This is a genomic window from Blautia faecis (assembly GCF_020554845.1).
GTDB classification, from domain to species: Bacteria; Bacillota; Clostridia; order Lachnospirales; family Lachnospiraceae; genus Blautia_A; species Blautia_A faecis.
Genome location: NZ_JAJCIA010000010.1, coordinates 65,694 through 91,409, shown reverse-complemented (window position 1 = coordinate 91,409; position 25,716 = coordinate 65,694). Strand labels below are relative to the sequence as shown.

The 25,716-nt window shown below is 45.7% G+C and carries 18 protein-coding genes and 1 tRNA gene; 15 read left to right on the top strand and 4 right to left on the bottom strand.

What is annotated here, in order from left to right:
- Position 1: 1 nt before the first annotated feature.
- A complete protein-coding gene (locus LIZ66_RS07130) occupies positions 2-1,621 on the top strand; it encodes a putative polysaccharide biosynthesis protein (RefSeq protein ID WP_227200730.1) in 1,620 nt (539 codons plus the stop codon).
- 181 nt (positions 1,622-1,802) lie between these two features.
- On the opposite strand, the gene LIZ66_RS07125 is transcribed toward LIZ66_RS07130, so the two are convergent.
- Positions 1,803-6,056 (bottom strand): 2-hydroxyacyl-CoA dehydratase, encoded by a 4,254-nt coding sequence (locus tag LIZ66_RS07125; protein ID WP_227200731.1) that lies wholly within the window; start codon positions 6,054-6,056, stop codon positions 1,803-1,805.
- Positions 6,057-6,511: 455 nt separating this feature from the next.
- On the opposite strand from LIZ66_RS07125, the gene tgt reads away from it, so the two are divergent.
- The 7 genes from tgt to LIZ66_RS07090 all read left to right on the top strand — a co-directional run bounded on the left by tgt (position 6,512) and on the right by LIZ66_RS07090 (position 15,248).
- Positions 6,512-7,669: a tRNA guanosine(34) transglycosylase Tgt gene (gene tgt / locus LIZ66_RS07120; RefSeq protein ID WP_227200732.1), complete on the top strand. Its 1,158-nt coding sequence runs from the start codon at positions 6,512-6,514 to the stop codon at positions 7,667-7,669.
- Between the two features lie 117 nt (positions 7,670-7,786).
- Positions 7,787-8,086 (top strand): preprotein translocase subunit YajC, encoded by a 300-nt coding sequence (yajC, locus tag LIZ66_RS07115; protein WP_118584184.1) that lies wholly within the window; start codon positions 7,787-7,789, stop codon positions 8,084-8,086.
- Between the two features lie 239 nt (positions 8,087-8,325).
- Positions 8,326-9,408, top strand: coding sequence for a 3-isopropylmalate dehydrogenase (gene leuB / locus LIZ66_RS07110; protein WP_227200733.1), 1,083 nt, complete (start codon positions 8,326-8,328; stop codon positions 9,406-9,408).
- 133 nt (positions 9,409-9,541) lie between these two features.
- Positions 9,542-11,215, top strand: coding sequence for a dihydroxy-acid dehydratase (gene ilvD / locus LIZ66_RS07105; RefSeq protein ID WP_227200734.1), 1,674 nt, complete (start codon positions 9,542-9,544; stop codon positions 11,213-11,215).
- Between the two features lie 108 nt (positions 11,216-11,323).
- Complete coding sequence (ilvB, locus tag LIZ66_RS07100) at positions 11,324-13,006, top strand: biosynthetic-type acetolactate synthase large subunit (protein WP_227200735.1); 1,683 nt, start codon at positions 11,324-11,326, stop codon at positions 13,004-13,006.
- Positions 13,003-14,085 (top strand): 3-phosphoserine/phosphohydroxythreonine transaminase, encoded by a 1,083-nt coding sequence (gene serC, locus LIZ66_RS07095; protein WP_148461832.1) that lies wholly within the window; start codon positions 13,003-13,005, stop codon positions 14,083-14,085. The genes ilvB and serC overlap by 4 nt, the downstream gene beginning before the upstream one ends.
- Entirely contained in the window at positions 14,085-15,248 is a 1,164-nt protein-coding gene (locus LIZ66_RS07090; protein ID WP_118584301.1) for a phosphoglycerate dehydrogenase, read from the top strand. The genes serC and LIZ66_RS07090 overlap by 1 nt, the downstream gene beginning before the upstream one ends.
- A 488-nt stretch (positions 15,249-15,736) precedes the next feature.
- On the opposite strand, the gene LIZ66_RS07085 is transcribed toward LIZ66_RS07090, so the two are convergent.
- On the bottom strand, positions 15,737-16,711 hold the full coding sequence (locus LIZ66_RS07085; protein WP_227200736.1) for a carbohydrate kinase family protein: 975 nt from the start codon (positions 16,709-16,711) through the stop codon (positions 15,737-15,739).
- Positions 16,712-16,926: 215 nt separating this feature from the next.
- Here LIZ66_RS07085 and glgB point away from each other — a divergent pair, with 215 nt between their 5' ends.
- Complete coding sequence (gene glgB / locus LIZ66_RS07080; protein WP_227200737.1) at positions 16,927-19,209, top strand: 1,4-alpha-glucan branching enzyme; 2,283 nt, start codon at positions 16,927-16,929, stop codon at positions 19,207-19,209.
- Between the two features lie 181 nt (positions 19,210-19,390).
- Here the strand turns inward: glgB and LIZ66_RS07075 are convergent.
- Together LIZ66_RS07075 and LIZ66_RS07070 are read right to left on the bottom strand one after the other, a co-directional pair.
- Positions 19,391-19,463, bottom strand: a tRNA-Thr gene (locus LIZ66_RS07075).
- Positions 19,464-19,591: 128 nt separating this feature from the next.
- Positions 19,592-20,077 carry an ureidoglycolate lyase gene (locus LIZ66_RS07070; RefSeq protein ID WP_227200738.1) on the bottom strand — a complete coding sequence of 162 codons (486 nt, stop codon included), beginning with the start codon at positions 20,075-20,077 and terminating at the stop codon, positions 19,592-19,594.
- A gap of 201 nt (positions 20,078-20,278) precedes the next feature.
- Here LIZ66_RS07070 and LIZ66_RS07065 point away from each other — a divergent pair, with 201 nt between their 5' ends.
- The 6 genes from LIZ66_RS07065 to LIZ66_RS07040 all read left to right on the top strand — a co-directional run bounded on the left by LIZ66_RS07065 (position 20,279) and on the right by LIZ66_RS07040 (position 25,715).
- Complete coding sequence (locus LIZ66_RS07065; RefSeq protein ID WP_227200739.1) at positions 20,279-20,500, top strand: hypothetical protein; 222 nt, start codon at positions 20,279-20,281, stop codon at positions 20,498-20,500.
- A gap of 198 nt (positions 20,501-20,698) precedes the next feature.
- Positions 20,699-21,847, top strand: a complete 1,149-nt coding sequence (locus tag LIZ66_RS07060; RefSeq protein WP_227200740.1) for an ABC transporter ATP-binding protein — start codon at positions 20,699-20,701, stop codon at positions 21,845-21,847.
- Between the two features lie 152 nt (positions 21,848-21,999).
- Entirely contained in the window at positions 22,000-22,824 is an 825-nt protein-coding gene (locus LIZ66_RS07055; protein ID WP_195392015.1) for an ABC transporter permease, read from the top strand.
- A 119-nt stretch (positions 22,825-22,943) separates the two neighbouring features.
- Positions 22,944-23,726: an ABC transporter permease gene (locus tag LIZ66_RS07050; protein ID WP_227200763.1), complete on the top strand. Its 783-nt coding sequence runs from the start codon at positions 22,944-22,946 to the stop codon at positions 23,724-23,726.
- A gap of 124 nt (positions 23,727-23,850) precedes the next feature.
- Positions 23,851-24,894: a spermidine/putrescine ABC transporter ATP-binding protein gene (gene potA, locus LIZ66_RS07045; protein WP_195379445.1), complete on the top strand. Its 1,044-nt coding sequence runs from the start codon at positions 23,851-23,853 to the stop codon at positions 24,892-24,894.
- Positions 24,894-25,715: an ABC transporter permease gene (locus LIZ66_RS07040; protein WP_148461825.1), complete on the top strand. Its 822-nt coding sequence runs from the start codon at positions 24,894-24,896 to the stop codon at positions 25,713-25,715. The genes potA and LIZ66_RS07040 overlap by 1 nt, the downstream gene beginning before the upstream one ends.
- Position 25,716: the final 1 nt, after the last annotated feature.

The following is a 25,716-nucleotide window of genomic DNA, read 5'->3' as shown; positions in this document are numbered from 1 at the left end:
AATGGGGAAAAAGAACGATAACACACTTGTAAAAAATGCTTCATTCCTGATGATCGCGGCATTGATCTCCAAGATCATCGGAATGCTCTATAAAAGTCCGCTTTCCAATACTCTTGGAAATAACAGTATGGGTCTTTTCAATTATGCCCAGAATGTTTACTTTATCCTGCTGATGATCGCTTCTTTCAGCATTCCGCAGGCAGTATCCAAGATTATGGCAGAAAAGCTGGCTTTTAAACGTTACAGAGACGCCCAGAAGGTATTTCACTGTGCGCTGTTATATGTAATCATAATGGGAGGCGTAGTAGCACTTTTTTGTCTTTTCGGTTCGTCCATTCTGGTGCCGGAATCCATGTCCGGAGCCAGACTTGCACTGAAAATGCTGGCACCAACCATTTTCCTGTCAGGAATTCTTGGTACCTTCCGAGGCTATTTTCAGGCATATCGAAACATGCTCCCTACCTCATTGTCCCAGATTGTGGAACAGTGTTTTGTAGCGGTTTTTGCAATCCTGATGTCTACTGTCATGCTGAATAAATTCAGCGGTGCGGAGGAATCTGTACGAAATGCCTGGGGTGCTGCCGGAGCTACTATGGGAACCGGTGCCGGAGTTGCATCAGCATTGCTTTTTATGCTTTTTGTATATTGGGTAAACCGAAAGAATATCAAAAAGAGACTGGCAAGGGACACTCATTCCCGTGATGAAGCTACCGGCGAGGTTATGAAGAATATCGTTCTCATTGTAATGCCGATCATTCTCAGCTCTTTTATTTACAATGTAAACGGTTTTATTAACAGTTATATGTATTCCGGTATTCAGGGCTTTAAGGGAATTGACCATGACACTATTACAAGCCTTTATGCGGAATATGGTTATTATATGACCCTGATCAATATTCCCCTTACGCTTGCAAGCACAGCCCCCACATCCATGATTCCGGAGGTTTCTGCCCAGTATGCCAAGAGGGACATGGACAGTGCCAGAGATAAGATCGACCGCGCAACCTGGATCAGTATGTTTATTTCCATTCCATGTGCAGTGGGACTTGCAGTTCTTGCAGGTCCGATCACAAGACTTCTGTTCCCACGGACGGAGGGGGCAGCAGCTCAGTTGATGATGCTTGGTGTCATTACCATTATTCTCAATGGAAATTCCAATATTTCCAATGGTGTGCTTCAGGGAATCGGAAAGCCCAATATCCCCATGATCAATGCCGCAATTGCTCTGGTAGTGGATGTGATTGCCATGGCAATCCTGCTGTTTGCAACTGACCTTGGTGTATATGCCATTGTAGTGGCAATGATTATTTATGCAGTAGTTATGTGCCTGCTGAATGAGCGGGCGATGAAACAGTATATGCAGTACAAAAATCCATGGAGAAGCGCTTATCTGAATCCGCTTCTGGCATCCGTACCAATGGCTGTAGTGGCAGGCTTTTCCTATTATGGAATTTATAAGCTGATCCATTCCAATTTCATCAGCCTTGGAATCGCAGTGGTTCTTGGAATGGCTGTCTATTTTATTGTATATCTGGCAGTGAGCAAGCCATCTGATGAGCAGTTTGCCATGATGCCAGGCGGAGCCTACCTGAAGAAAATTGCAGGGAAACTGCCGTTTTAAAATATGGTTTTTAAACATGCTATTAAAATTGAAAATATAGTATATTGATTTTTAGATATGCATATGCCACAATGCCATCAGGCAAAAAAAGAAGCGATATGTTCAATGTATGCAACAAGAAAGCCCTCAGAGCGGCAACTCTGAGGGCTTTCTTTTGCTGTGATTTTTTGGAATATGACTGCTAGTTGTTATTTTTTGCCTCTTCTTCTGCCTTCAAATTCTTCTGTGCAGTAGAAAGCATCAATTTAATTCGGTTCAGCTGGTTTACTTCACTTGCACCTGGGTCGTAGTCGATGGCTGCAATATTTGCCTTCGGGTACTGACGGCGGATCTCTTTGATAACACCCTTACCAACAATGTGGTTCGGCAGGCAGCCGAACGGCTGGATACAAACAATATTCGGAACATCATCATGGATCAGCTCCATCATTTCACCGGTCAGGAACCATCCCTCACCGGTCTGGTTACCCTCGGAAACAATGGGACGTGCCATCTTCGCCAGATCACGGATATCTGCAGTAGGATGGAAATGACGGCTTTCCGCAAGTGCCTCATTTGCAGTCTTACGAACCCAGTCGATTGCCTTAATACCTATATTTCCAAAGAATGCCTTGGATTTCTTAAATCCAAGATTGTCGACCTTGAAATTCTGATTGTAGAAGCAGTAAGATATAAAGTCGATCAGATCCGGTACCACAGGCTCAGCCCCTTCGGCTTCCAGAAGCTCTGCAAGGTGATTGTTTGCAGCCGGAAGGAATTTAACCAGAATCTCACCTACAATACCAACACGAGGCTTCTTCTCATCACTGATCGGGATGGTATCGAAATCGTGAACCATTTCCCGGCACATTTTCTTAAACTGGCTGTGGCTTAAGGCGCTTCCGGAAACAAATGCAATCACACGTTTTTCCCAGATCTTGTGCTTGCGGTTTACAATGCCCTTCTCCAGCTCGTATGGGCGCATGCGGTAAATACACTTCATAAGAATATCACCAAACACAGCGGCATACACAACAGCCTTCACCAGCGGAAGAGTAAGCTTAAATCCAGGATTGCTCTCCAGACCGCTAAGGTTAAGGGAGATAACCGGAACCTGCTCCATTCCTGCCTTCTTAAGGGCACGGCGGATAAAAGCAATATAGTTGGATGCACGGCATCCGCCGCCTGTCTGGGACATGATAACTGCAGTCTTGTTCAGGTCGTATTTGCCTGATAAAAGAGCGTCCATAATTTGTCCGACAACGATCAGGGAAGGATAGCAGGCATCATTATTTACATATTTCAGACCTACATCAACAGCATGCTTATTGTCATTTGGAAGCACCTCCAGATGATAGCCGTTTGCATTAAAAGCAGCTTCAAGTAAGGAGAAGTGTACTGGTGACATCTGCGGGCAGAGGATAGTGTAATCCTTGCGCATCTCCTTAGTAAACGAAACCTTCTCAATAGAGGATGGTTTAATGGTGCGCTCCTTTTTCTGTGCATCCTTTGCACGGAGGGCTGCAAGAAGGGATCTGACACGGATCCTTGCGGCACCAAGGTTGTTTACCTCGTCAATTTTCAGACAGGTGTAAATTTTGCCGCTGCCATCCAGAATTTCGTAAACCTCATCAGTGGTGACCGCGTCAAGTCCGCAGCCAAAGGAGTTCAGCTGGATCAGATCCAGATCGTCACGGGTTTTCACAAAGTTTGCTGCTGCATACAGTCTGGAATGATACATCCACTGGTCATTGACACGGATCGGGCGCTCAACAGGTACCAGATGGGAAACAGAATCCTCAGTGAGAACTGCCACTCCATAGCTGTTGATCAGATCCGGGATACCATGATGAATCTCAGGGTCAATATGGTAAGGGCGGCCTGCCAGAACGATGCCCCGGCGGCCTGTCTCCTTCAGATACTGAAGCGTCTCCTCACCCTTTTTCTCAATGTCCTTATGTACGGCAGCCATTTCCTCCCATGCCTTATGGGTGGCTTCCTTCACCTCAGATGCCGGGATATCCGGGAAAATCTCAGTCAGTCTCCTGGTAACGATCTCCTCAGAGGTCAGAGCCAGGAATGGATTCATAAAGGTAATGGACGGATCGTGAAGCTCGTCCACATTGTTCTTAATATTCTCTGCATAAGAGGTAACGATAGGGCAGTTGTAGTGGTTGACTGCGTCCGGGAATTCATTTCGCTCGTAAGGGATACACGGGTAGAAAATGAATTTCACACCATTTTTGATCAGCCAGGTCACATGTCCGTGGGCAAGCTTGGCCGGATAGCACTCGGATTCACTTGGAATGGATTCAATGCCCAGCTCATAAATCTTTCTGGTGGAGGTAGGAGAAAGCACTACCTGATATTTCAGCTCAGTAAAGAAAGTATACCAGAAAGGATAATTCTCAAACATATTCAGAACGCGGGGGATACCTACCTTTCCACGCACTGCCTTATCCGGTGAAAGAGGCGGATAGGAGAAAAGCCGTTTGTACTTGTATTCGTAAAGGTTGGGGATATGATCCTTATTCTTCTCCTTACCAATACCGCGCTCACAGCGGTTGCCGCTTACAAACTGACGTCCACCGGTGAATTTGTTGATGGTAAGACGACAGTTATTGGTACATCCGTGGCAGTTGGCCATGGAGGTAGTGTATTTCAGCTCATTGATCTTTTCAATGGAAAGCATGGTAGTCTCACGGCCTTCTGCATGGTAGCGCTCTTTGGCAATGAGGGCAGCGCCGAAGGCTCCCATAATACCGGCAATGTCAGGACGAATAGCCTCACAGCCTGCTATACGCTCAAAGCTTCGAAGTACACCATCGTTGTAGAAGGTTCCGCCCTGCACTACAATATGACGTCCCAGCTCTTTGGCATCGGAAACCTTGATAACCTTGTAAAGCGCATTCTTGATAACAGAGTATGCAAGACCTGCGGAAATATCAGCTACGGATGCGCCTTCCTTCTGGGCCTGCTTTACCTTGGAGTTCATAAATACGGTACATCTTGTTCCAAGATCAATCGGGTGTTCTGCAAAAAGAGCAGCCTTGGCGAAATCCTGTACGGAGTAGTTCAGAGACTTGGCGAAGGTTTCGATAAAGGAACCACAGCCAGAGGAACATGCCTCGTTCAGCTGTACACTGTCTACAGTCTGATTACGGATCTTGATACATTTCATATCCTGTCCGCCGATATCTACGATACAGTCAACCTCAGGGTCAAAGAAAGCAGCCGCATAGTAGTGGGAAACGGTCTCAACTTCCCCCTCATCCAGCAGCAGAGCAGCCTTCATCAGTGCCTCGCCGTAGCCTGTGGAACAGGAAAACGCAATGTGTGCATCCTCAGGAAGAATGCTGTAGATCTCCTGAATGGAGCGGATGGCAGTTTTAAGCGGGCTTCCGTTATTATTGCTGTAAAAGGAGTAAAGCAGAGTTCCGTCCTCACCTACAAGAGCGGTCTTGGTGGTGGTAGAACCTGCATCAATACCCAGATAGCAGTTGCCGTGATACTGGGAAAGGTCGCCCTTCTTTACCTGATAGGCGCTCTGACGCTTATTAAATGCTTCATAGTCTTCCTCTGTGGCAAAAAGAGGCTCCATACGTTCCACCTCAAAATCCAGTTTGATGGAGTTCTTCAGGCGGTTTGTCATATCCGTAAGGGAAACTGTTACTTCATCCTTTGCATTCATGGCAGAACCCATGGCTGCGAAAAGATGGGAATTCTCTGGTGTGATGGCGTGTTCATCATCCAGCTTCAGGGTACGGATAAAGGCAGCCTTCAGCTGATCCAGAAAGTGAAGGGGACCACCGAGAAATGCAACATGGCCGCGAATCGGCTTGCCGCAGGCAAGACCGGAAATGGTCTGGTTTACAACTGCCTGGAAAATGGAAGCGGAAAGATCCTCCTTGGTGGCACCATCATTGATCAGAGGCTGGATGTCAGTCTTGGCAAATACACCGCAGCGGGCTGCGATGGGGTAAAGCGCTTTGTAATTCTTCGCGTATTCGTTCAGCCCGGTGGCATCTGTCTGAAGCAGGGATGCCATCTGATCGATGAAAGAACCGGTACCTCCTGCGCAGATACCATTCATACGCTGTTCAATATTGCCGCCTTCGAAGTAGATGATCTTGGCATCCTCACCGCCAAGCTCGATGGCAACATCAGTCTGGGGTGCAATCTTCTGAAGAGAAGTGGATACCGCAATTACCTCCTGTACAAAAGGAACGCCAAGGTGGTTGGCGAGGGTAAGTCCGCCGGAGCCTGTGATTACCGGATGAAGGGTAAGCTCTCCAAGTTTGCCGTAGGCTTTCGCCAGAAGCTCTGCCAGTGTTTCCTGGATGTTGGCGAAATGACGCTGGTAATCTGCGAAAAGCAGGGTGTCGTTTTCGTCAAGTATTGCAATTTTGACAGTGGTGGAACCAATGTCAATTCCTAATGTGTATTTGTTGCTCATGTAAAGAATATGCCTCCTCATCTGTTGCATATGTGCTTAAATCGTTACTGTTCACTCCGTTCACAGTAACGCGCTTCGCGATGCACAGAAATCATGCATTCGCATGATTTCGCGCCGCATTTCTCGGGTTTTCTGTGAACTTTGTTCACAAAAAACACTTCGCGGAACGTTACCAGTGAACAGTAATCTTAAATCTTCTTATTTATATGTGAAAAATTCAAATGCAAATATTCCGTAATATTATACGATACCCCGGCTTAAATGACAATGTAAAAGTTTAACAAGGATTCTTCGCACAAGTGTTGAATTTTCGGTTATTTCGGGCTATAATATATGGAGTTTTCTGCTGTTGTTTTACACTCTTTGGTAAGTGTAAAAAAGAAAAATGCCTTTGCAGGGCTGCAGAAACAGGAATTTTTTTGAAGATAAAGACTTAAAAAAGAAAGGATTCACATATGGCAAAATATACACTTATGAAAACAGAAGGCCGTGCCAAGCGTGCCCAGTTTGAGACTGTACATGGAACCATCCAGACACCTGTGTTTATGAACGTGGGAACTGTTGGCGCCATCAAGGGTGCAGTATCCACCATGGATCTGAAGGATATCGGAACCCAGGTTGAGCTTTCCAATACCTATCATCTCCATGTAAGAACAGGAGACAAGCTGATCAAGGAATTTGGCGGACTTCACAAGTTTATGGTCTGGGACAGGCCGATTCTCACTGATTCCGGCGGCTTTCAGGTGTTTTCCCTGGCAGGACTTCGTAAGATCAAGGAAGAGGGCGTTTATTTCCAGTCCCACATTGACGGTCATAAGATTTTTATGGGACCGGAGGAAAGTATGCAGATTCAGTCTAATCTGGGATCCACCATTGCCATGGCATTTGACGAATGTCCAAGCAGCGTGGCAAGCAGAGAATATGTACAGGCTTCTGTAGACCGCACTACCAGATGGCTGGAGCGCTGTAAGGCTGAGATGGCCAGACTGAATAGTCTGCCGGATACAGTGAATAAAGAGCAGCTGCTTTTCGGAATCAATCAGGGAGCTATTTATGCAGATATCCGTATTGCGCATGCAGATACCATTTCCAAACTGGATCTGGACGGCTACGCAGTTGGCGGTCTTGCAGTTGGGGAAACTCATGAGCAGATGTATCATATTCTGGACGAAGTCGTGCCTCACCTTCCGCAGAACAAACCTACCTATCTGATGGGAGTAGGTACTCCTGCCAATATTCTGGAAGGAGTCGCAAGAGGAATCGACTTCTTTGACTGTGTATATCCAAGCCGTAACGGACGTCATGGACATGTTTACACCAATCGCGGCAAGCTGAATCTGTTTAATGCGAAATATGAATTGGATCCGTCCCCAATCGAAGAGGGATGTCAATGTCCTGCCTGTCAGCATTACAGCAGAGCCTATATCCGCCACCTTCTGAAAGCGAAAGAAATGCTGGGAATGCGTCTTTGCGTGCTTCACAATCTTTACTTCTACAACCACCTGATGGAGGAGATCAGGGATGCGCTGGATCAGGGCAATTTTGCAGAATATAAGGAAATGCGTCTGGCTGGTTTTGAAGAGGGAAAAATCAACAGCAGATATAGTAAATGAAATTAATATAAAAAATCGGAAAAATACTTGAAGAATCAAATTATTTTGTGTATTATATACTATAATGCGCTGGTGAAAAAGACAGGGCGTGATAGTAAGATACAGGAGGAATAGCAAATGGACGCATCAAGCGGAATGAGTATGGGATTTACCATCGTATGGCTGGTTGTACTTTTCGGTATTATGTATTTTCTGATGATCAGACCTCAGAAGAAAGAGCAGAAGAGAGTACAGGCGATGCTCAGCGATATGGCTGTAGGTGACAGTATTGTAACTACAAGCGGTTTCTACGGTGTCATCATCGACATGACAGAAGAAGACGTGATTGTAGAGTTCGGTAATAATAAGAACTGCCGTATCCCTATGAGGAAACAGGCAATTGCCGAAGTTGAGAAAGCAGAGCAGGCTTCTGCATAATCAGATTCATCCGAATATGACAGAAACTAAGAACAGGCTTCATTCCATAAAGGGATGGGGCCTTTTTTCTTCCGTGAATGTTTTTTGAGAATGGGAAAAAAGGCAGTTTTTTGACAGTTTTTTACTTTAACATGTTGAAATATTAAAGAAAGTGCGTTATTATAATAACAATTATCCATTGGTGTCAGGCGAGAGGTGATTTTCCGCTGGCATTCAGAAACGAAGGAGAGGAAATTACTATGAATTACAACATTTCACTGATCCCCGGAGACGGAATCGGTCCGGAAATCGTTGCAGAAGCAAAAAAAGTTCTGGACAAAGTATGTGAGAAATATGGACATACTTTTTCTTATTCTGAAGTACTTTTAGGCGGAGCTTCCATTGATGTACATGGAGTACCGCTTACAGACGAGGCAATCGCTACAGCGAAAGCTTCTGATGCAGTTCTTATGGGCTCTATCGGTGGAGATGCCAAGACATCCCCATGGTATAAGCTGGAGCCATCCAAACGCCCGGAGGCAGGACTTCTTGCCATTCGTAAGGCACTGAATCTTTTTGCAAACCTTCGCCCTGCATATTTATACAACGAACTTCGTGCAGCATGCCCACTTCGCGATGAGATCATTGGAGACGGATTTGACATGATCATCGTAAGAGAGCTTACAGGCGGTCTTTATTTTGGCGAGAGAAAAACAGTAGAAGAGAACGGTGTAAAGAAAGCCATCGATACCCTTTCCTACAACGAAAACGAGATTCGCAGAATTGCTATCAAAGCATTTGACATTGCTATGAAACGCCGCAAAAAAATAACAAGCGTTGACAAGGCAAATGTTCTGGATTCCTCCAGACTTTGGAGAAAAGTAGTAGAAGAAGTAGCGAAGGATTACCCGGAAGTTACTCTTGAGCATATGCTGGTTGACAACTGTGCAATGCAGCTGGTAAGAGATCCGAAGCAGTTCGACGTGATCCTGACGGAGAACATGTTCGGTGATATTCTTTCCGATGAGGCAAGTATGGTTACCGGTTCTATCGGAATGCTTTCCTCTGCCAGCCTGAACGAGACCAAATTTGGCCTTTACGAGCCAAGTCATGGCTCTGCACCTGATATTGCAGGCCAGAATAAGGCCAACCCGATCGCAACCATCCTTTCCGCAGCCATGATGCTTCGTTTTTCCCTGGATCTGGATGAGGAAGCAAATGCAGTTGAGGCTGCTGTACAGAAGGTTCTGACTGCCGGATACCGCACTGGTGACATTATGTCTGAGGGATGCACTCTGGTTGGAACGAAAGAGATGGGTGACCTGATCGCTAAGGAAATTTAGAATTCGAAAGAAACAAAATGATTTATCAGCAGTGGAAAATGCTTATCCAGGAAATTGCATGAGCTGGGTGATATCCGCTTATAAGCAAATGGATCATTTTTTTCCGGCTATGAAGCAAAAGGAGATACAAGTTATGAAAAGTGACGCAGTAAAAACAGGCACACAGCAGGCACCTCACCGTTCCCTGTTCAATGCCCTTGGAATGACAAAAGAAGAAATGGAGCGCCCATTAGTAGGAATCGTTTGTTCCTACAATGAGATTGTACCAGGCCACATGAACCTGGATAAAATCGCACAGGCTGTAAAGCTTGGCGTGGCAATGGCTGGAGGAACTCCGGTCATGTTCCCTGCAATCGCTGTCTGTGACGGTATTGCAATGGGTCACATCGGAATGAAATATTCTCTTGTAACAAGAGATCTGATCGCAGATTCCACAGAGGCCATGGCACTGGCTCACCAGTTTGATGCCCTTGTTATGATCCCGAACTGTGACAAGAACGTCCCAGGACTTCTGATGGCAGCAGCCAGAATCAACGTTCCTACCGTATTCGTAAGCGGCGGCCCGATGCTGGCTGGTCACTTAAACGGACACAAGACAAGTCTTTCCAGCATGTTTGAGGCTGTTGGTGCTTACGCAGCAGGCAAGCTTACAGAGGAAGGACTGACTGAGTGTGAGAACAAAACATGTCCGACCTGCGGTTCCTGTTCCGGTATGTACACTGCAAACAGCATGAACTGCCTTACTGAGGTTCTTGGTATGGGACTGAAAGGAAACGGAACAATCCCGGCTGTATATTCTGAGCGTATCCGTCTTGCAAAGCATGCAGGAATGCAGGTTATGGAAATGTACCGCCGCAACATCCGTCCAAGAGATATTATGACGAAAGAGGCACTTCTGAATGCCCTTACTGTAGATATGGCTCTTGGCTGTTCTACAAACAGTATGCTTCATCTTCCGGCAATCGCACATGAGATTGGCTGGGATTTCGATATCAGCTTTGCAAATGAAATCAGTGCAAAGACTCCGAACATCTGCCACCTTGCACCTGCAGGCCCTACTTACATGGAAGACCTGAACGAAGCAGGCGGCGTATACGCAGTTATGAACGAGCTGAATAAAAAGGGACTCCTTCACACAGAGTGCATGACTGTAACCGGAAAAACAGTAGGTGAGAATATCAAGGACTGTGTAAACCTGAACCCGGAAGTAATCCGTCCGATCGATAATCCATACAGCACCACAGGAGGACTTGCTGTACTTCGGGGCAACCTTGCACCAGACGGAAGTGTTGTAAAACGTTCCGCAGTTGTTGCTGAGATGATGGTTCATGAAGGACCTGCAAGAGTATTTGACTGCGAGGAAGACGCGATTGCGGCAATCAAAGGCGGAAAGATCGTAGAAGGTGACGTTGTTGTCATCCGTTATGAGGGACCGAAGGGTGGTCCTGGAATGAGAGAAATGCTGAATCCTACCTCTGCAATCGCAGGTATGGGACTTGGTTCTTCTGTAGCACTTATTACAGACGGACGTTTCAGCGGTGCATCCAGAGGCGCTTCCATTGGACATGTTTCACCGGAGGCAGCAGTAGGCGGTCCCATCGCCCTTGTTGAGGAAGGTGATATCATCAGCATCAATATTCCGGAGCTGAAACTGGAACTGAAGGTTTCTGATGAAGAGCTTGCAGCAAGAAAAGCAAAATGGCAGCCGAGAGAGCCGAAGGTTACAACCGGATATCTGGCAAGATATGCAGCAATGGTTACTTCCGGAAACCGCGGTGCGATCCTCGAGGTTCCAAAAGCGAAATAATAAGATTCTTATCCGGACAATAACTGTGAATGGAATTATGGTTCATGAAAGTATGGTTCTTTCATAGCAAATGTCCTGGATTTTTACAGTATAATATACCAGGAGGAAATGAAATTGCAGCTTACAGGAGCGGAGATCATCATAGAATGTTTGCTGGAGCAAAGCGTGGATACCGTTTTCGGTTATCCAGGTGGAGCTATTCTGAACGTTTATGACGCCCTTTACCGATACAGTGATAAAATCAAACATGTACTTACTTCCCATGAGCAGGGAGCTTCCCACGCAGCAGACGGTTACGCCCGTGCGACAGGAAAGGTCGGCGTGTGTCTGGCAACTTCCGGCCCAGGTGCAACCAACCTGGTAACCGGAATTGCCACCGCGTGTATGGACTCTGTTCCTGTGGTAGCAATTACCTGTAATGTTGGAACTGCCCTTCTTGGAAAAGATTCCTTCCAGGAAGTTGATATCGCAGGCATTGTAATGCCTGTGACAAAACACAGCTATATTGTCAAAGATGTAACAAAGCTTGCAGACACCATCCGCAAAGCTTTTATCATCGCCAAAAGCGGTCGTCCTGGTCCGGTACTCGTAGACGTGCCAAAGGACGTAACCGCAGCAAAATGTGAATATATCCGTCACACCATCACAGCCGTAGAGCCGAAGGTTGACACCATCCGTCCGAAGGATGTGGATACAGCAGCACAGATGATCGCAGCAGCAAAGAAGCCATTTATTTTTGTTGGCGGCGGTGCTGTGATCGCAGATGCATCTGAAGAAGTCCGTGCACTTGCCCACAAGATCCAGGCTCCGGTCTGCGACAGCCTTATGGGAAAAGGGGCTTTTTCCGGAGAGGATGAGCTTTACACAGGCCCGGTTGGAATGCATGGAACCAAAACTTCCAATTACGCAATGTGCGAGTGTGACCTTCTGATCACTCTTGGTGCACGTTTCAGCGACCGTGTGACAGGAGATACAAAGACCTTTGCACCGAAGGCAAAGATCCTGCAGATCGATGTAGATGCAGCTGAGATTAACAAGAATATTGTGGTTGATGCCTCTGTGATCGGAGATCTGAGGGAAGTGCTGAAGCTTCTCCTTGAGAAAATTCCGGAGAAGCGCCATGATGAATGGGTGCAGCATATTCAGGATATGAAAGAAAAATATCCCTTAAATTACGATCATTCTCAGCTTACCGGACCCTACGTGATCCAGAAGCTTTATGAACTGACAGGTGGAGATGCAATCATTTCCACAGATGTAGGACAGCACCAGATGTGGGCTGCCCAGTATTTCAAATTTAAGGAGCCGAGAACCTTCCTGACATCAGGAGGGCTTGGTACCATGGGCTATGGCCTTGGCGCAGCAATCGGAGCAAAGATGGGCTGCCCGGACAAAACCGTGGTAAATATAGCAGGAGACGGCTGTTTCCGTATGAACATGAACGAGATCGCCACAGCGGTTCGCTGCGGCAAACCTCTTGTCCAGATCATTCTGAACAATCATGTTCTGGGAATGGTACGCCAGTGGCAGACTCTGTTCTATGAACAAAGATATTCTCAGACCATCTTAAATGATGGTGTGGACTTCGTGAAAGTTTCTGAAGCAATGGGAGCAAAAGCAATCCGCGTTACGAAGATGGAAGAAGTAGAGCCTGCACTTAAGATGGCGCTTTCATCAGAGGGTCCGATAGTTCTCGATTGCTGGATCGACCAGGATTTAAGCGTATATCCTATGGTTCCTGCAGGAGCAAGTTTAGACGAGGTATTTGATGAGGAGGATGTGAAGAAATGAGCAGAGTGTACAATTTTTCCGCAGGACCGGCGGTCCTTCCGGAAGAGGTGTTGAAAGAAGTCGCAGATGAAATGATGGATTACAATGGTACCGGTATGTCCGTTATGGAAATGAGCCACAGAAGTGCTGCATTTCAGGAAATCATCGACACAGCTGAGAAGGATCTTCGTGAGCTGATGAATATTCCGGACAACTATAAGGTACTTTTCCTTCAGGGCGGCGCTTCCCAGCAGTTTGCCATGATCCCAATGAACCTTATGAAAAATAAGGTGGCTGACTATATTGTAACCGGTCAGTGGGCAAAGAAAGCATATCAGGAAGCACAGAAATACGGAAAAGCAAACAAGATTGCTTCTTCCGAGGATAAGACCTTCTCTTACATTCCGGATTGCAGCGATCTGCCGATCAGCCCGGATGCAGACTATGTTTATATCTGTGAGAACAACACCATTTATGGAACCAAGTTCAAAGAACTTCCAAATACAAAGGGCAAAACACTTGTGGCAGATGTATCCTCCTGTTTCCTTTCCGAGCCGGTTGATGTAAGCAAATATGGTATTATCTATGGTGGCGTTCAGAAGAACATCGGACCTGCAGGTATGGTAATCGCCATTATCCGCGAGGATCTGATCACAGAAGATGTTCTTCCGGGAACACCTACCATGCTTACCTATAAGACACATGCAGACGCTGGTTCTCTTTATAATACACCGAATGCATATTGCATCTACGTATGCGGTAAAGTTTTCAAATGGCTGAAGAAAATGGGCGGTCTGGAAGAGATGAAGAAACGCAATGAGGAGAAAGCAAAGATCCTCTACGATTTCCTTGATTCCAGCAAGCTTTTCCATGGCACCGTTGTTCCGAAAGACCGTTCTCTTATGAATGTTCCTTTTGTAACAGGAGATAAAGAGATGGATGCGAAATTCGTTGCTGAGGCTGCCAAGGCAGGTCTTGTGAACCTGAAAGGCCACAGAACTGTTGGCGGTATGAGAGCAAGCATTTACAATGCAATGCCAAAGGCTGGCGTGGAAGCGCTGGTTGCATTCATGAAAAAGTTTGAGGAGGAAAATGCCTGATGTTTCAGTATCATTGCCTGAATCCTATTGCCCAGAAAGGCCTGGACATTTTTGATGATAATTATAAAAAAGCAGATACTCTGGATGACTGCCAGGCAGTTCTTGTAAGAAGTGCCAAGATGCATGACATGGAGCTGCCGGAGAGTGTTGCTGTGATCGCACGTGCCGGTGCCGGAGTCAATAACATTCCGGTGAAAGAGTGTGCAGAGAAAGGTATCGTTGTATTTAATACTCCTGGAGCCAATGCAAATGGTGTAAAGGAGCTGGTTCTTGCCGGTATGCTTCTTGCTTCCCGTGACATTGTGGGAGGTATTGAGTGGGTACAGAGAGAAAAAGACCAGGAAGATATTGATAAGCTTGCTGAGAAACAGAAGAAACAGTTTGCAGGCTGTGAGATCATGGGCAAAAAGCTTGGTATCATCGGTCTTGGTGCTATCGGAAGCATGGTGGCAAATGCAGCAGCTTCCCTTGGTATGGAGGTCTATGGATATGATCCATACATTTCCATCGATGCAGCATGGAACCTTTCCCGTACTATTAAACACAGCAAGAGCTTAGATGAGATTTACAGCAAGTGCGATTATATCACTGTACATGTACCGCTTCTGGATTCCACAAAGAAGATGATCAACAAAGAAGCTTTCGAGAAGATGAAAGACGGTGTTGTACTTCTGAACTTTGCCCGTGACCTTCTGGTTGACGAGGATGCGCTGATTGAGGCGCTGAACAGCGGCAAGGTGAAAAAGTATGTAACAGACTTTGCCAACCATACAGTTGCAGGTCATGAGGGCATTCTGGTAACTCCTCATCTTGGAGCATCCACAGAGGAATCTGAGGAGAACTGTGCAGTTATGGCTGTGAAGGAGGTTCGTGATTTCCTTGAGAATGGTAATATCAAAAATTCTGTAAATTTCCCGAACTGTGATATGGGTACCTGCGTAGCAGTTGGACGTATTGCCATTACACATAAGAACATTCCAAACATGATCAGTCAGCTGACCAAGATCCTTGGTGCTGAGGGCCTGAACATTGCAGATATGACCAACAAGAGTAAAGGAGAGTATGCGTATACTCTGATCGATCTGGAGAGTGCAGCTTCCGCAGAAGCGCTGGATGCACTGAAGGCCATTGAGGGTGTTTCAAAGGTTCGCGTGGTGAAATAAATTCGAATATAGATAATTGACATTAAGACAACAGAATGTTAATATAAGTATAGAAAAAGAGTGTTGCCGATAGACGGTTAGCCCATATACTGGTTAGCAAAAATTGCCGCTTAGTTTACAGACAGGGCGGCTATTTTTGTGTATTATTTACATCTTTACCCAATGTGTATCCTATTGTAAAGCAGGTTAAGCCGAAGCTTACAACTGCTATAAGGTCAACAATACTCATTGGCTTAGCCCTCCTTTCCACTGAATTCCCTTACGGGTTTCTATGTAATCAGAGGGTCACAGTCCCTCTGTTGAAGGACTAACCGCCTACCGTTATGGCAACACCCATATAATAATTATATCAGCTTTGGTAAGGAAACACAACCTGGATATTTAACAATAGAATAAAAAATATTTTAATAATAAAAACAGAAACACCTAATTCGAAAGAATTAGTTGTTCCTGTTTTTATTGTTTATATGTTTTATTTTTTATGTGGATTATCTGCCACTCTTTGCAATAAATTCCTCAACCTCTTCGCGAGTTGGCATCACGCGGAGAGCACCCTTGCGGGTAGTGATAAGAGATGCGCCTGCGTTTGCGAAGGTAAGCATTTCCATCAGGTTCTCGTCGGAGAGGTCTTCCAGACCGTGGTCGAGAACATAGTTCAGGATGCTGGCACAGAAGGTGTCTCCGGCACCTGTGGTCTCAATGGTGTGCTCCTGAAGGAATGGAGCGCACTCTACGCGGCGTCCCTTGTAATAAGCGCGGCTTCCGTCTTTACCCAGTGTAATGAGAACCAGCGGGATGTGATATTTCTCTTCGATCAGTGCAGCACCCTTGTCGTAGTCGGTGGTATCGAAAAGGAATTCCACTTCGTTGTCAGAAATCTTCAGAACGTCACATTTGGTAAGGCCGTATTCAATCTCGACACGGGCATCCTCAAGGGATTTCCAGAGTGGCGGGCGCAGATTGGGGTCAAAGGTGATGATACAGCCGGCCTCTTTTGCCACCTCAATGGCATGACGTGTAGCTTCACGTACGCCCTCATGGGTAGAAGAGAGAGTTCCGAAATGGAAAATACGGGAGTCGCGGATCAGGTCATCCGGAACCTCATCCTTTGTCAGCATCATGTCAGCACCTGGATTACGATAAAAGGAGAAGTCTCTGTCTCCATCCGGATAGGTGTGGACAAATGCCAGTGTGGTATGTACTTCTTCATCCATAATAAGAGCTCTTGTATCAATTCCAACTTCTTCCACAGCGGCCTTCAGCTGGTTTCCGAACATATCCTTTCCAACTTTTCCGATAAAAGCGGTCTTCTTGCCAAGGCGCTCAAGCATAGCCAGAACATTACATGGAGCTCCGCCTGGGTTCGCTTCCATGATCGGGTTGCCCTGTGCGCTGGTTCCATTCTCTGTGAAATCAATAAGAAGCTCGCCAAGTGCAGTTACGTCGTAGTTTCGATTACTCATTGAAAAATCCTCCTTAGGTGTTTTCAAAATTATATACCAATAATTTAACGCAGAGGGGTGTATTTGTCAAACAAATTTCTTTCTTTTTCCTGCTTAAAATGGTAAAATAGAACTATCAAAATTGTGGTCGGATTGACGGGAAAATTATAACAATATTAACATATTTTCTAAAAATCCGACAGTCCGTGAAAATTGGCGGGGAAATGGAGAGACTTATGAGCAAAACAGTATATGATTATATGGACTGGCCAGAAATTGAAGCGGTTGTATACGGGGAAGAGACAGCGCCAAGAGATGTGATGGGACCGAGACTGACACCGGATGGTGTGCTGATACAGGGCTTTTTTCCGGAAGCCAGAGCTGCGGCAGTGGTTACAGGGCGCACGAAATATGAAATGGAGCTGGAGGACGAGGCTGGCTATTATGCAGTGCTGATCCCAGGCAGAAGAATTCCGGATTATGAATTTCAAGTAGAGTTTGAGAAGGAGACGAAGAACTTTAAGGATGCCTACGCATTTGGCGGACTTCTCACAGAAGAGGATGAAAGAGCCTTCCTTGGCGGCGTATATTATGAAGCCTATAAGAAAATGGGCGCACATCCCATGGTGATGAATGGGGTAGCAGGCACTCATTTCGCAGTGTGGGCACCCAATGCAGTTCGGGTAAGTGTGGTTGGCGAATTCAATAATTGGGATGGCAGAGCACTCCCCATGCATAAGATGCCCATGTCAGGCCTTTTTGAACTTTTTATCCCGGGAGTAAAGGCGGGAGATGCCTATCGTTATGAAATTAAGGCGAAAGGGGATGTGCTCCTTCAGAAGGCAGATCCTTATGGAAACAGAACCCAGCCTGCACCGTTGTGGAATTCTGTTGTGGCAGATGTTTCTGATTTTACATGGAACGACAGCGGCTGGATGGCTGAACGTAAGAAATACGATGACCGCAGGCAGCCGGTTTCCATTTATGAGACAAGTCTGGGACAGTGGAAATCAGGAAAAGAGCTGGTGGCTTTTGCGAAAGAAAAGGGATATACTCATGTGGAACTTCATCCGGTTATGGAATTTCTGGAGGATGGCTCAGACGGATACCCTACATCTGCATACTTTGCAGTCAGCACACGTTATGGCACACCAGCAGAATTTGCAGCGCTGGTAGATGAGCTTCATCAGGTGGGAATAGGCGTGATCCTTGACTGGTCACCGGCTCAGTTCCCGAGATACGCAGGCGGTCTGGAGAAATTTGACGGAACGTCTCTTTATGAAGTGAAAGACCCGGAAATGGCTGTCCACCCGATGTGGGGCACCATGCTTTATAATTATGACAGTCCTATGGTAATGGATTTCCTGATTTCCAATGCCTGTTTCTGGCTGGAGGTTTTCCATGTGGATGGACTTCGCATGGATGATGTGGACGCCATGCTATATCTGGATTATGGCAGAAAAGATGGTTGGACACCGAATATGTATGGCTCCAATGAGAACCTTCATGCTATTGAATTTCTGAAGCATCTGAATTCTATTTTGAAGAAGCGTGATCCAGGAGCACTTCTGATCGCACAGGAGGATGGTCTGTGGCCGGAGCTGACAGACAGTGTGGAGAATGACCACATTGGATTTGATTATAAATGGAGTGGCGGATGGACAAGAGATTTCCTCTTTTATCTGTCTGTGGATCCGATCTTGCGGAAGAATTATCATGATCAGCTGACGTTGTCCACTTTATATGCATATTCTGAGCATTATATTCTGACTCTTGGAAGCAGAGATGTGGGAAGCCTGGATGAGTTTATGGCAAAACTTCCGGGGGATGAGAAGCAGAAGCTGGCACAGGTGAGAGAGGCTTATTCCTATATGATGGTGCATCCTGGTTGTAAGATGATGGCACCAGGGGCTGATATGCCTGAGGAACTTGGGAAATGCATTCAGGCATTGAATGCTCTTTATAAGAATTCACCTGCACTTTATCAGATGGATGATGAGTATGACGGATTTGAGTGGGTTCAGCTGATGAAATATGAGGAGAATGTGATCACCTTCCTGCGTAAGACAGAGAAACCAGAGGAAACTCTGCTTGTAATCTGTAATTTCGCCGCAATTCCCTACGAGAATTACCAGGTGGGCGTGCCCTTTGCTGGAAAATATAAAGAAATCTTTAATAGCGATGCAACAGAATTCGGCGGCGAGGGTGTAGTAAATTCTCGTGTGAAGACAGCAAAAGCAGAAGAGTGCGATGAACGGGAGCATTCTATTAAGGTGAAACTGCCGGCACTTGGTGTAAGCATCTACAGCTGCACTCCCGGGAAAGCCCCAGCCAGGAAGAAAGTGACCGCAGCGAAAACTGCGAAAGATAAGACTGCAGGAAAACTGGTAAGGACTGTGAAGGCAAAAGCTCCGGCAAAGAAGTCAGTAAAGGAAGAAAAAGCTGCGAAAGCAGAAGAAGCTGTCAAGGCAGAGAAAAAGGCAGAAACAGTGAAGAAAAGAGCCACAGCAAAAAAATGACAATAACAAAGCAGACAGAAATAGCAAATGAGAAATAAATAGCCAATAAGTAATAAAATAGCAAAAAAGACTGCATTTACATATCTGAATTTCAGATGTGAGGAATGCAGTCTTTTTGAATCTTTTTACAATAAGCAAGTAGCGAAGCGAATCTGGAATATCCGTTTGATCAAATAAAAAAAGCTGGAAATGAGACTCGAACTCACGACCCCTTCATTACGAGTGAAGTGCTCTACCGACTGAGCTATTCCAGCTTATGGAATGATAAGTGTATAAAAATTTATACACTTATCAGACACAAAAAATATTTTAAGTTATAAGCAGCCATTTGTCAAGAAAATCTTGGGTAAAAATTCTGATTTATCGTGGGAGAAAATTCTGATTATACGATTTTAAACCAGTCTTTTTCCTCAAACTCAACTACCGTACAGTCATTTGCATAAGTACATTCCGGTAAAATGATCATTGCATGAAGGACATCGTTGTTTACCGGCAGAGGACATAAATGCCAGATAGCAGCATTGATCTTTACCATATGTCCTTTGGGAACAATGAAGGCCTTTGTAAGTTCCGGGACTGGCGTACCGGCAGATGCAGGAGCAACATGAATGATCATATCATCATCCAGAGCTACAATGCCTTCCCAGGTGGTTGTGTGGTATTCTGCCATCTTAACGATTCGCTCATCTTTGCGTACGGCAATGGGAGAAAATCCCATACTTCCCATACAAGTACCTGAGATACGATCCGGATAAAATTTGTGGATTTCGCCCTGTAAAGGATAACCTTCCGGCTCAGTCATGGAACAGTAGGTGCCAAAGGGAGCAAAATCTGTTGGATTAATTTTTACAGCTGTAATTTCTTTCATGGAAAACCTCCTCAAATGTAGTAAAAACCCTTAAAGCTATTGTATCATGGTGTTGGAAAAAGCTCAATAAATATCATAAGGTAAAATAGCATTTCACAAAACATTTCACAAAAGTTTTATGCCAATGGGAAAATAACTGTTTTCAAATGATTCATTCTATGATAGAATACACTTTGATTGCAAACAAAGGAGATGAGGTACATGTCAGGTTATTCCGCCCCAGGCTTTTTTGAAAAGAAAATAGAGAGAGAGACTGCAGCAAGAGTTGCAGCTTTTTTAGGCGGGCTTGGAAGAGGTTCCGAAAATCTTGGAGCTACCGGGGTACGTTCTGACTGGATGGAGCAGGACGGACCTGCTGTTGTTGTACCTTTTTTTGAAGAATTATATGGGAATACGGGTTACCGATATAGCAATATACAGTAATGGCGCTGTATAAACATGCACCGTGTTTATACAGAGATTTTCTGAATGTATGGCTATAGGGGTATCCCGTATTTTTTTCGTACTTCACTTAACATTACAGCAGAGCGTGTTAAAAAAGGCTTTCTTCAAAATGCGTGTCACAATTTGTGGAAGCCTGCAGGAATATTTTTTAAACACGCTCCAGAAAGGGGGAGACAAATGTCTGACTCATTTCTTGAATTAAGAAATCTGAAAAAAAGTTTTACATCAGAAGAATATGTTCTACAGGGAATCAATCTGCAAATTGATCAGGGGGAATTCGTCACCTTGCTGGGTGCTTCCGGCTGCGGAAAGACGACCACTCTTCGCATTATTGCCGGACTGGAGCAGCCGGATAGCGGAAGTGTATGGCTGGAGGGGGAAGATGTGACGAATCTGGAGCCAAACCAGAGAGATGTGAACACGGTATTTCAGAACTATGCCCTTTTTCCCCATATGAACGTGGCGGATAACATCGGGTATGGTCTGAAAATACGAAAAGTACCAAAAGCGGATATAAAGAAAAAGGTTAAGGAAATGCTGGAGCTGGTTCAGCTGGAAGGCTTCGAGAAACGAAAACCTGCGGAGCTCTCCGGCGGACAGAAGCAGCGTGTAGCCATTGCAAGAGCATTGGCAAATAATCCACGTGTACTGCTTCTGGACGAGCCTCTCGGAGCTCTGGATCTGCAGCTTCGGCGGACGATGCAATTGGAACTGAAGCGACTGCAGAAGAAGCTTGGAATTACCTTTATCTATATCACCCACGACCAGGAAGAGGCCATTAATATGTCCGACCGGATCGTGGTAATGAATCAGGGGCAATTTGAGCAGATCGGCACTCCGGATGAGATTTACAACCATCCGAAGACAAGTTATGTGGCAACCTTTGTGGGAAATGCCAATATTTTAAAAGGAAAAGTTGTAGAAATAAATGGTTCTTATGCACAGGTTCAAATAGGTAATGACACTGTTTCCGTTTATACAGAAGAGATTGTAAAGGTGGGAGAGCAGCTTACCCTGGCTGTGAGAAGCGAAAATATTCTGCTGGATGAAGCTGAAATGGAAAATGTAGTTGAGCAAAATGAAGCTGAGGGAACTGGCAGACATCTTCACGCAACTGTGAAGGAGAAGAATTTCGCTGCAGGTCAGCTGCGAGTTCTGCTTGCTTTGGCTGACGGCACAGAAATCACAGCCAGCCGGTTTGGCATGAATGCAAACATTCAGCCAGGTCAGCAGATAAAATGGTATTTTGATCCGCGAAATGCAATTGTAGTAGATCGGGAGTTTAAGACGAAAGAGCCTGCTGATATGTCAGGAGGAATTCAGTGATGGGCGGTCTCAGTAACAGCCGTGGCAACAGCCGGAAATTTGCACCTGTAAAGAACAGCCGCGGCAACAGCCAGGAATCTGCGCCTGTAAAGAATATCCGCGGCAATAGCAAGAGTGCTGCATCCACCAGGCATACCCGCGCCACCATCTGGATGATTCTGCCACTCTACATTTTTACCCTGATTTTTGTGGCTTGTCCTCTTATCTATATGGTTGCCTTAAGCTTTGCCACTCCCGGAGAAGTCCACGGTGTACAGTGGATTTTTACACTGGATAATTACAGGAATATTTTGGAACCAGTGTACCTGGACACCTTTGTCCAGTCCTTCCAGCTGGCCATTACAAGTACTGTTTTTATCACCCTGATCGGATATCCCTTTGGCTATTTTATGGCGAAATTACCAGCAGGCGGTAAAAAGAAAGCTATGCTTCTTCTTATGCTTCCCTTCTGGGTAAATTCCCTGATCAGACTTTACGGCTGGATCATCATCCTTCAGAAAAAAGGCGTTCTGAATTTTGTGCTGAAAAAGCTTGGCCTGATCGAGAAGCCGCTGAAAATCATGTACAGCTACCCGGCAATCGTCATTGGTATGATATATGTGTTATTGCCATTTATGATTCTGTCAGTATATTCCAGTGCGGAAAAACTGGACTGGTCACTGGTAGAAGCTGCCCGTGATCTGGGGGCAGGTAAGGCGAAGGCCTTCTGGACAGTGAGCTTTAAGCTGACCCTGCCAGGACTTTTGTCCGGTGTGATCCTTACCTTTATTCCATCTATGGGACTGTTTTTCATAGCAGATATCCTGGGCGGAAACAAAGTTGTGCTGGTAGGTAGCCTGATACAGGATCAGATGACCCGGGGAAATAACTGGCCCTTTGCGGCAGCTCTGGCAGTGATCATGATGATCCTTACCACTTTGATGATTCTGCTATACCGCAAGGTCACCAATGCGAAAGAAGTGGAGGGGCTGGGATGATAAAAACACAAAATAATGAAATAGAAGTGCTGAATCCGAAAATGCAAGGTGAAGGCGCCGAGGCTAAAAACGGTACATTAGTTAAAAAGTTTGGAAAGAAGAGAAATACAGGCTTTGGCATGAAACGGAGCACCCGCTTTGAGAAGATATACCTTGGTATCATTTTCTTCTTAATGTACCTCCCAGTAGCCGTAGTCATCATTTTCTCCTTCAATGAGTCCAAGCTGCCTGTCCGTCTCACCGGATTTTCCCTCCAGTGGTACGAAAAGCTTTTCGCAGACAGTGCCATGATGGAAGCACTGGTAAACAGCCTGATCCTTGGCGTGGCCAGCTGCGCGGTTTCAGCAGTTATCGGAACTTTAGGCGCTGTAGGCCTGTCACGGATTCACTGGAAAACAAAAGGCGCATTGGAGTACATTTCCATTTTGCCCCTTATGATACCGGAAATTATTCTGGGTATGGTGCTGATGGCATTTTTCTACATGCTGAACCTGCCCTTCGGAATGCTTACTCTGCTGATCGGACATACGGTATTTTGCATTCCTTATATATTGATGGAAGTAAAAGCCAGACTTGTGGGCATGGATCCTTCCCTTGAGGAAGCTGCCCGGGATCTTGGAGCTACTTCCATGAGAGCCTTTCTTGACGTTACGCTGCCACTGATCATGCCAGCTGTTGCGTCCGGCTCATTGCTTGCCTTTGCCATGTCCATGGACGACGTGGTAATCAGTATTTTTATTAACGGTCCGAGATTGTCTACCTTGCCAATTAAGGTGTACACTCAGATCAAAACCGGTGTTACGCCGGAAATCAATGCCTTGTGTACGATTATGCTGGCTTTTACGGTAGGAATTCTGCTTGTATATTCCCTTGTGAAAAAGCTGCGCCGGAGATCGCAGTAGATTTGCGGATTGAATATTTCTTACTGGACTGTATCCATGGAATCAAGGCGAGATCAGATACATTCCGGGGAATGGAAAGGGTTGCTGAACGTTATGCAGACAGTGACCGGAAAGGAGCACACGAATGAACAAACTCATAGAGTTGAAAAACCTCACAAAAAACTTTGATGACCAGCAGGTTCTCCGCGGAATCAATCTGGACATCTATGAGAACGAGTTTCTCACCCTTCTGGGACCAAGTGGCTGTGGAAAGACCACAACCCTTCGTATTATTGCAGGCTTCGAGGAGCCAAGCGGCGGCGAAGTATTGTTTAACGGAATTGAGATTTCCAAGCTGCCTCCATATAAGAGAGAGGTAAACACCGTTTTCCAGAAATATGCCCTTTTTCCCCATCTGAATGTGGCAGAGAACATTGGATTCGGTCTGAATCTGAAAAAAGTGGACAAGGACGTGATCGCCCAGAAAGTCACCAGAATGCTGAAAATGGTAGGTCTGGAGGGTTTCGAAAAAAGAGATGTCACCTTGCTCTCCGGCGGACAGCAGCAGCGAGTTGCCATTGCCCGTGCTCTGGTAAATGAGCCGAAAATCCTTCTTCTTGACGAGCCTCTTGGCGCCCTGGATGCGAAAATACGAAAACAGATGCAGATCGAGCTGAAAAAAATCCAGCAGGAGGTTGGAATTACCTTTATTTATGTTACGCATGACCAGGAGGAAGCCCTTTCCATGTCTGATACCGTGGTCGTTATGAATAACGGTGAAATTCAGCAGATCGGTTCTCCTACCGATATTTACAACGAGCCCGAAAACCGTTTCGTAGCAGGCTTCATTGGAGAGTCCAATATTATAGAAGGAATTATGATCAGAGATTATCTGGTTCAGTTTGACGGATTTGAATTCGAATGTGTGGACAAAGGCTTTGAGGATAATGAAGAAATCGAGGTTGTGCTTCGTCCTGAGGACCTTGACATTGTGGAACCATCTCAGGCGAAAATCAACGGTGTTGTCCGAAACGTCACCTTCAAAGGCGTTCATTACGAAATTCTCGTAGAAACAGAACTGCGCACCTATAAAGTTCAGACCACCGATTATGCGGAAGTGGGCCGCCAGGTAGGACTGAAATTCGGACCGGAAGACATTCACGTCATGTACAGAATGGGAGCTTATTGATGAAACAGTTTAAGCGACTGATCATTCCTTACTTTATCTGGGCAATTGTTATCCTTGTGATCCCACTGTTTCTCATTGCCCTGTATGCGTTCACCACAGAAGGAAATGAAGTAATGACACTTTCCTTCACCTGGGGGAATTTTGCCAAATTCCTGGAAGCTACCTACCTGAATGTAATCCTGAAATCCTTCTGGCTGGGACTTCTCACCACCTTTATCTGCCTGGTGCTTGGCTATCCCCTTGCCCTGATCATTGCAAGATGCTCTGAGAAAGTCCAGGGACTTCTCATTATGCTGGTAACCATCCCAATGTGGATCAACATGCTTCTTCGTACCTATGCATGGATGAATCTTCTTGCAGATAACGGAATCATCAACAATCTTCTGGCAAAAATCGGACTGGGACCTATCAGCATGATGTATACGGATTTTTCCGTAATGGTAGGTCTGATCTGCAACTTTATGCCCTTTATGATCATTCCTATCCATACTTCCTTAAATAAAATGGACAAATCCCTGATCGAGGCAGCCTACGATCTGGGAGCCAACCGTTTCCAGACCTTCTGGAAGGTAATCTGGAAGCTGTCCCTGCCAGGGGTGGTAAATGGTATTATGATGGTTTTCCTTCTTGCCATTTCCTCCTTCGTTATCCCGAAGCTTCTGGGAGGTGGACAGTACATGCTCATCGGTAACCTGATCGAGTCCCAGTTTATCTCAGTTGGAGACTGGAATTTTGGAAGTGCCATTTCCATGATTCTGGCGGTGATCATTTTGATCTCCATGAGTCTGATGAAGCGGATGGACAAGGAAAAAGGAGAGTAGG

Coding starts and splice junctions, on each gene's coding strand:
- LIZ66_RS07130 (WP_227200730.1), top strand. CDS start 2: ATGGGGAAAAAGAACGATAACACACTTGTAAAAAATGCTTCATTCCTG.
- LIZ66_RS07125 (WP_227200731.1), bottom strand. CDS start 6,056: ATGAGCAACAAATACACATTAGGAATTGACATTGGTTCCACCACTGTC.
- tgt (WP_227200732.1), top strand. CDS start 6,512: ATGGCAAAATATACACTTATGAAAACAGAAGGCCGTGCCAAGCGTGCC.
- yajC (WP_118584184.1), top strand. CDS start 7,787: ATGGACGCATCAAGCGGAATGAGTATGGGATTTACCATCGTATGGCTG.
- leuB (WP_227200733.1), top strand. CDS start 8,326: ATGAATTACAACATTTCACTGATCCCCGGAGACGGAATCGGTCCGGAA.
- ilvD (WP_227200734.1), top strand. CDS start 9,542: ATGAAAAGTGACGCAGTAAAAACAGGCACACAGCAGGCACCTCACCGT.
- ilvB (WP_227200735.1), top strand. CDS start 11,324: ATGAAATTGCAGCTTACAGGAGCGGAGATCATCATAGAATGTTTGCTG.
- serC (WP_148461832.1), top strand. CDS start 13,003: ATGAGCAGAGTGTACAATTTTTCCGCAGGACCGGCGGTCCTTCCGGAA.
- LIZ66_RS07090 (WP_118584301.1), top strand. CDS start 14,085: ATGTTTCAGTATCATTGCCTGAATCCTATTGCCCAGAAAGGCCTGGAC.
- LIZ66_RS07085 (WP_227200736.1), bottom strand. CDS start 16,711: ATGAGTAATCGAAACTACGACGTAACTGCACTTGGCGAGCTTCTTATT.
- glgB (WP_227200737.1), top strand. CDS start 16,927: ATGAGCAAAACAGTATATGATTATATGGACTGGCCAGAAATTGAAGCG.
- LIZ66_RS07070 (WP_227200738.1), bottom strand. CDS start 20,077: ATGAAAGAAATTACAGCTGTAAAAATTAATCCAACAGATTTTGCTCCC.
- LIZ66_RS07065 (WP_227200739.1), top strand. CDS start 20,279: ATGTCAGGTTATTCCGCCCCAGGCTTTTTTGAAAAGAAAATAGAGAGA.
- LIZ66_RS07060 (WP_227200740.1), top strand. CDS start 20,699: ATGTCTGACTCATTTCTTGAATTAAGAAATCTGAAAAAAAGTTTTACA.
- LIZ66_RS07055 (WP_195392015.1), top strand. CDS start 22,000: ATGATTCTGCCACTCTACATTTTTACCCTGATTTTTGTGGCTTGTCCT.
- LIZ66_RS07050 (WP_227200763.1), top strand. CDS start 22,944: ATGAAACGGAGCACCCGCTTTGAGAAGATATACCTTGGTATCATTTTC.
- potA (WP_195379445.1), top strand. CDS start 23,851: ATGAACAAACTCATAGAGTTGAAAAACCTCACAAAAAACTTTGATGAC.
- LIZ66_RS07040 (WP_148461825.1), top strand. CDS start 24,894: ATGAAACAGTTTAAGCGACTGATCATTCCTTACTTTATCTGGGCAATT.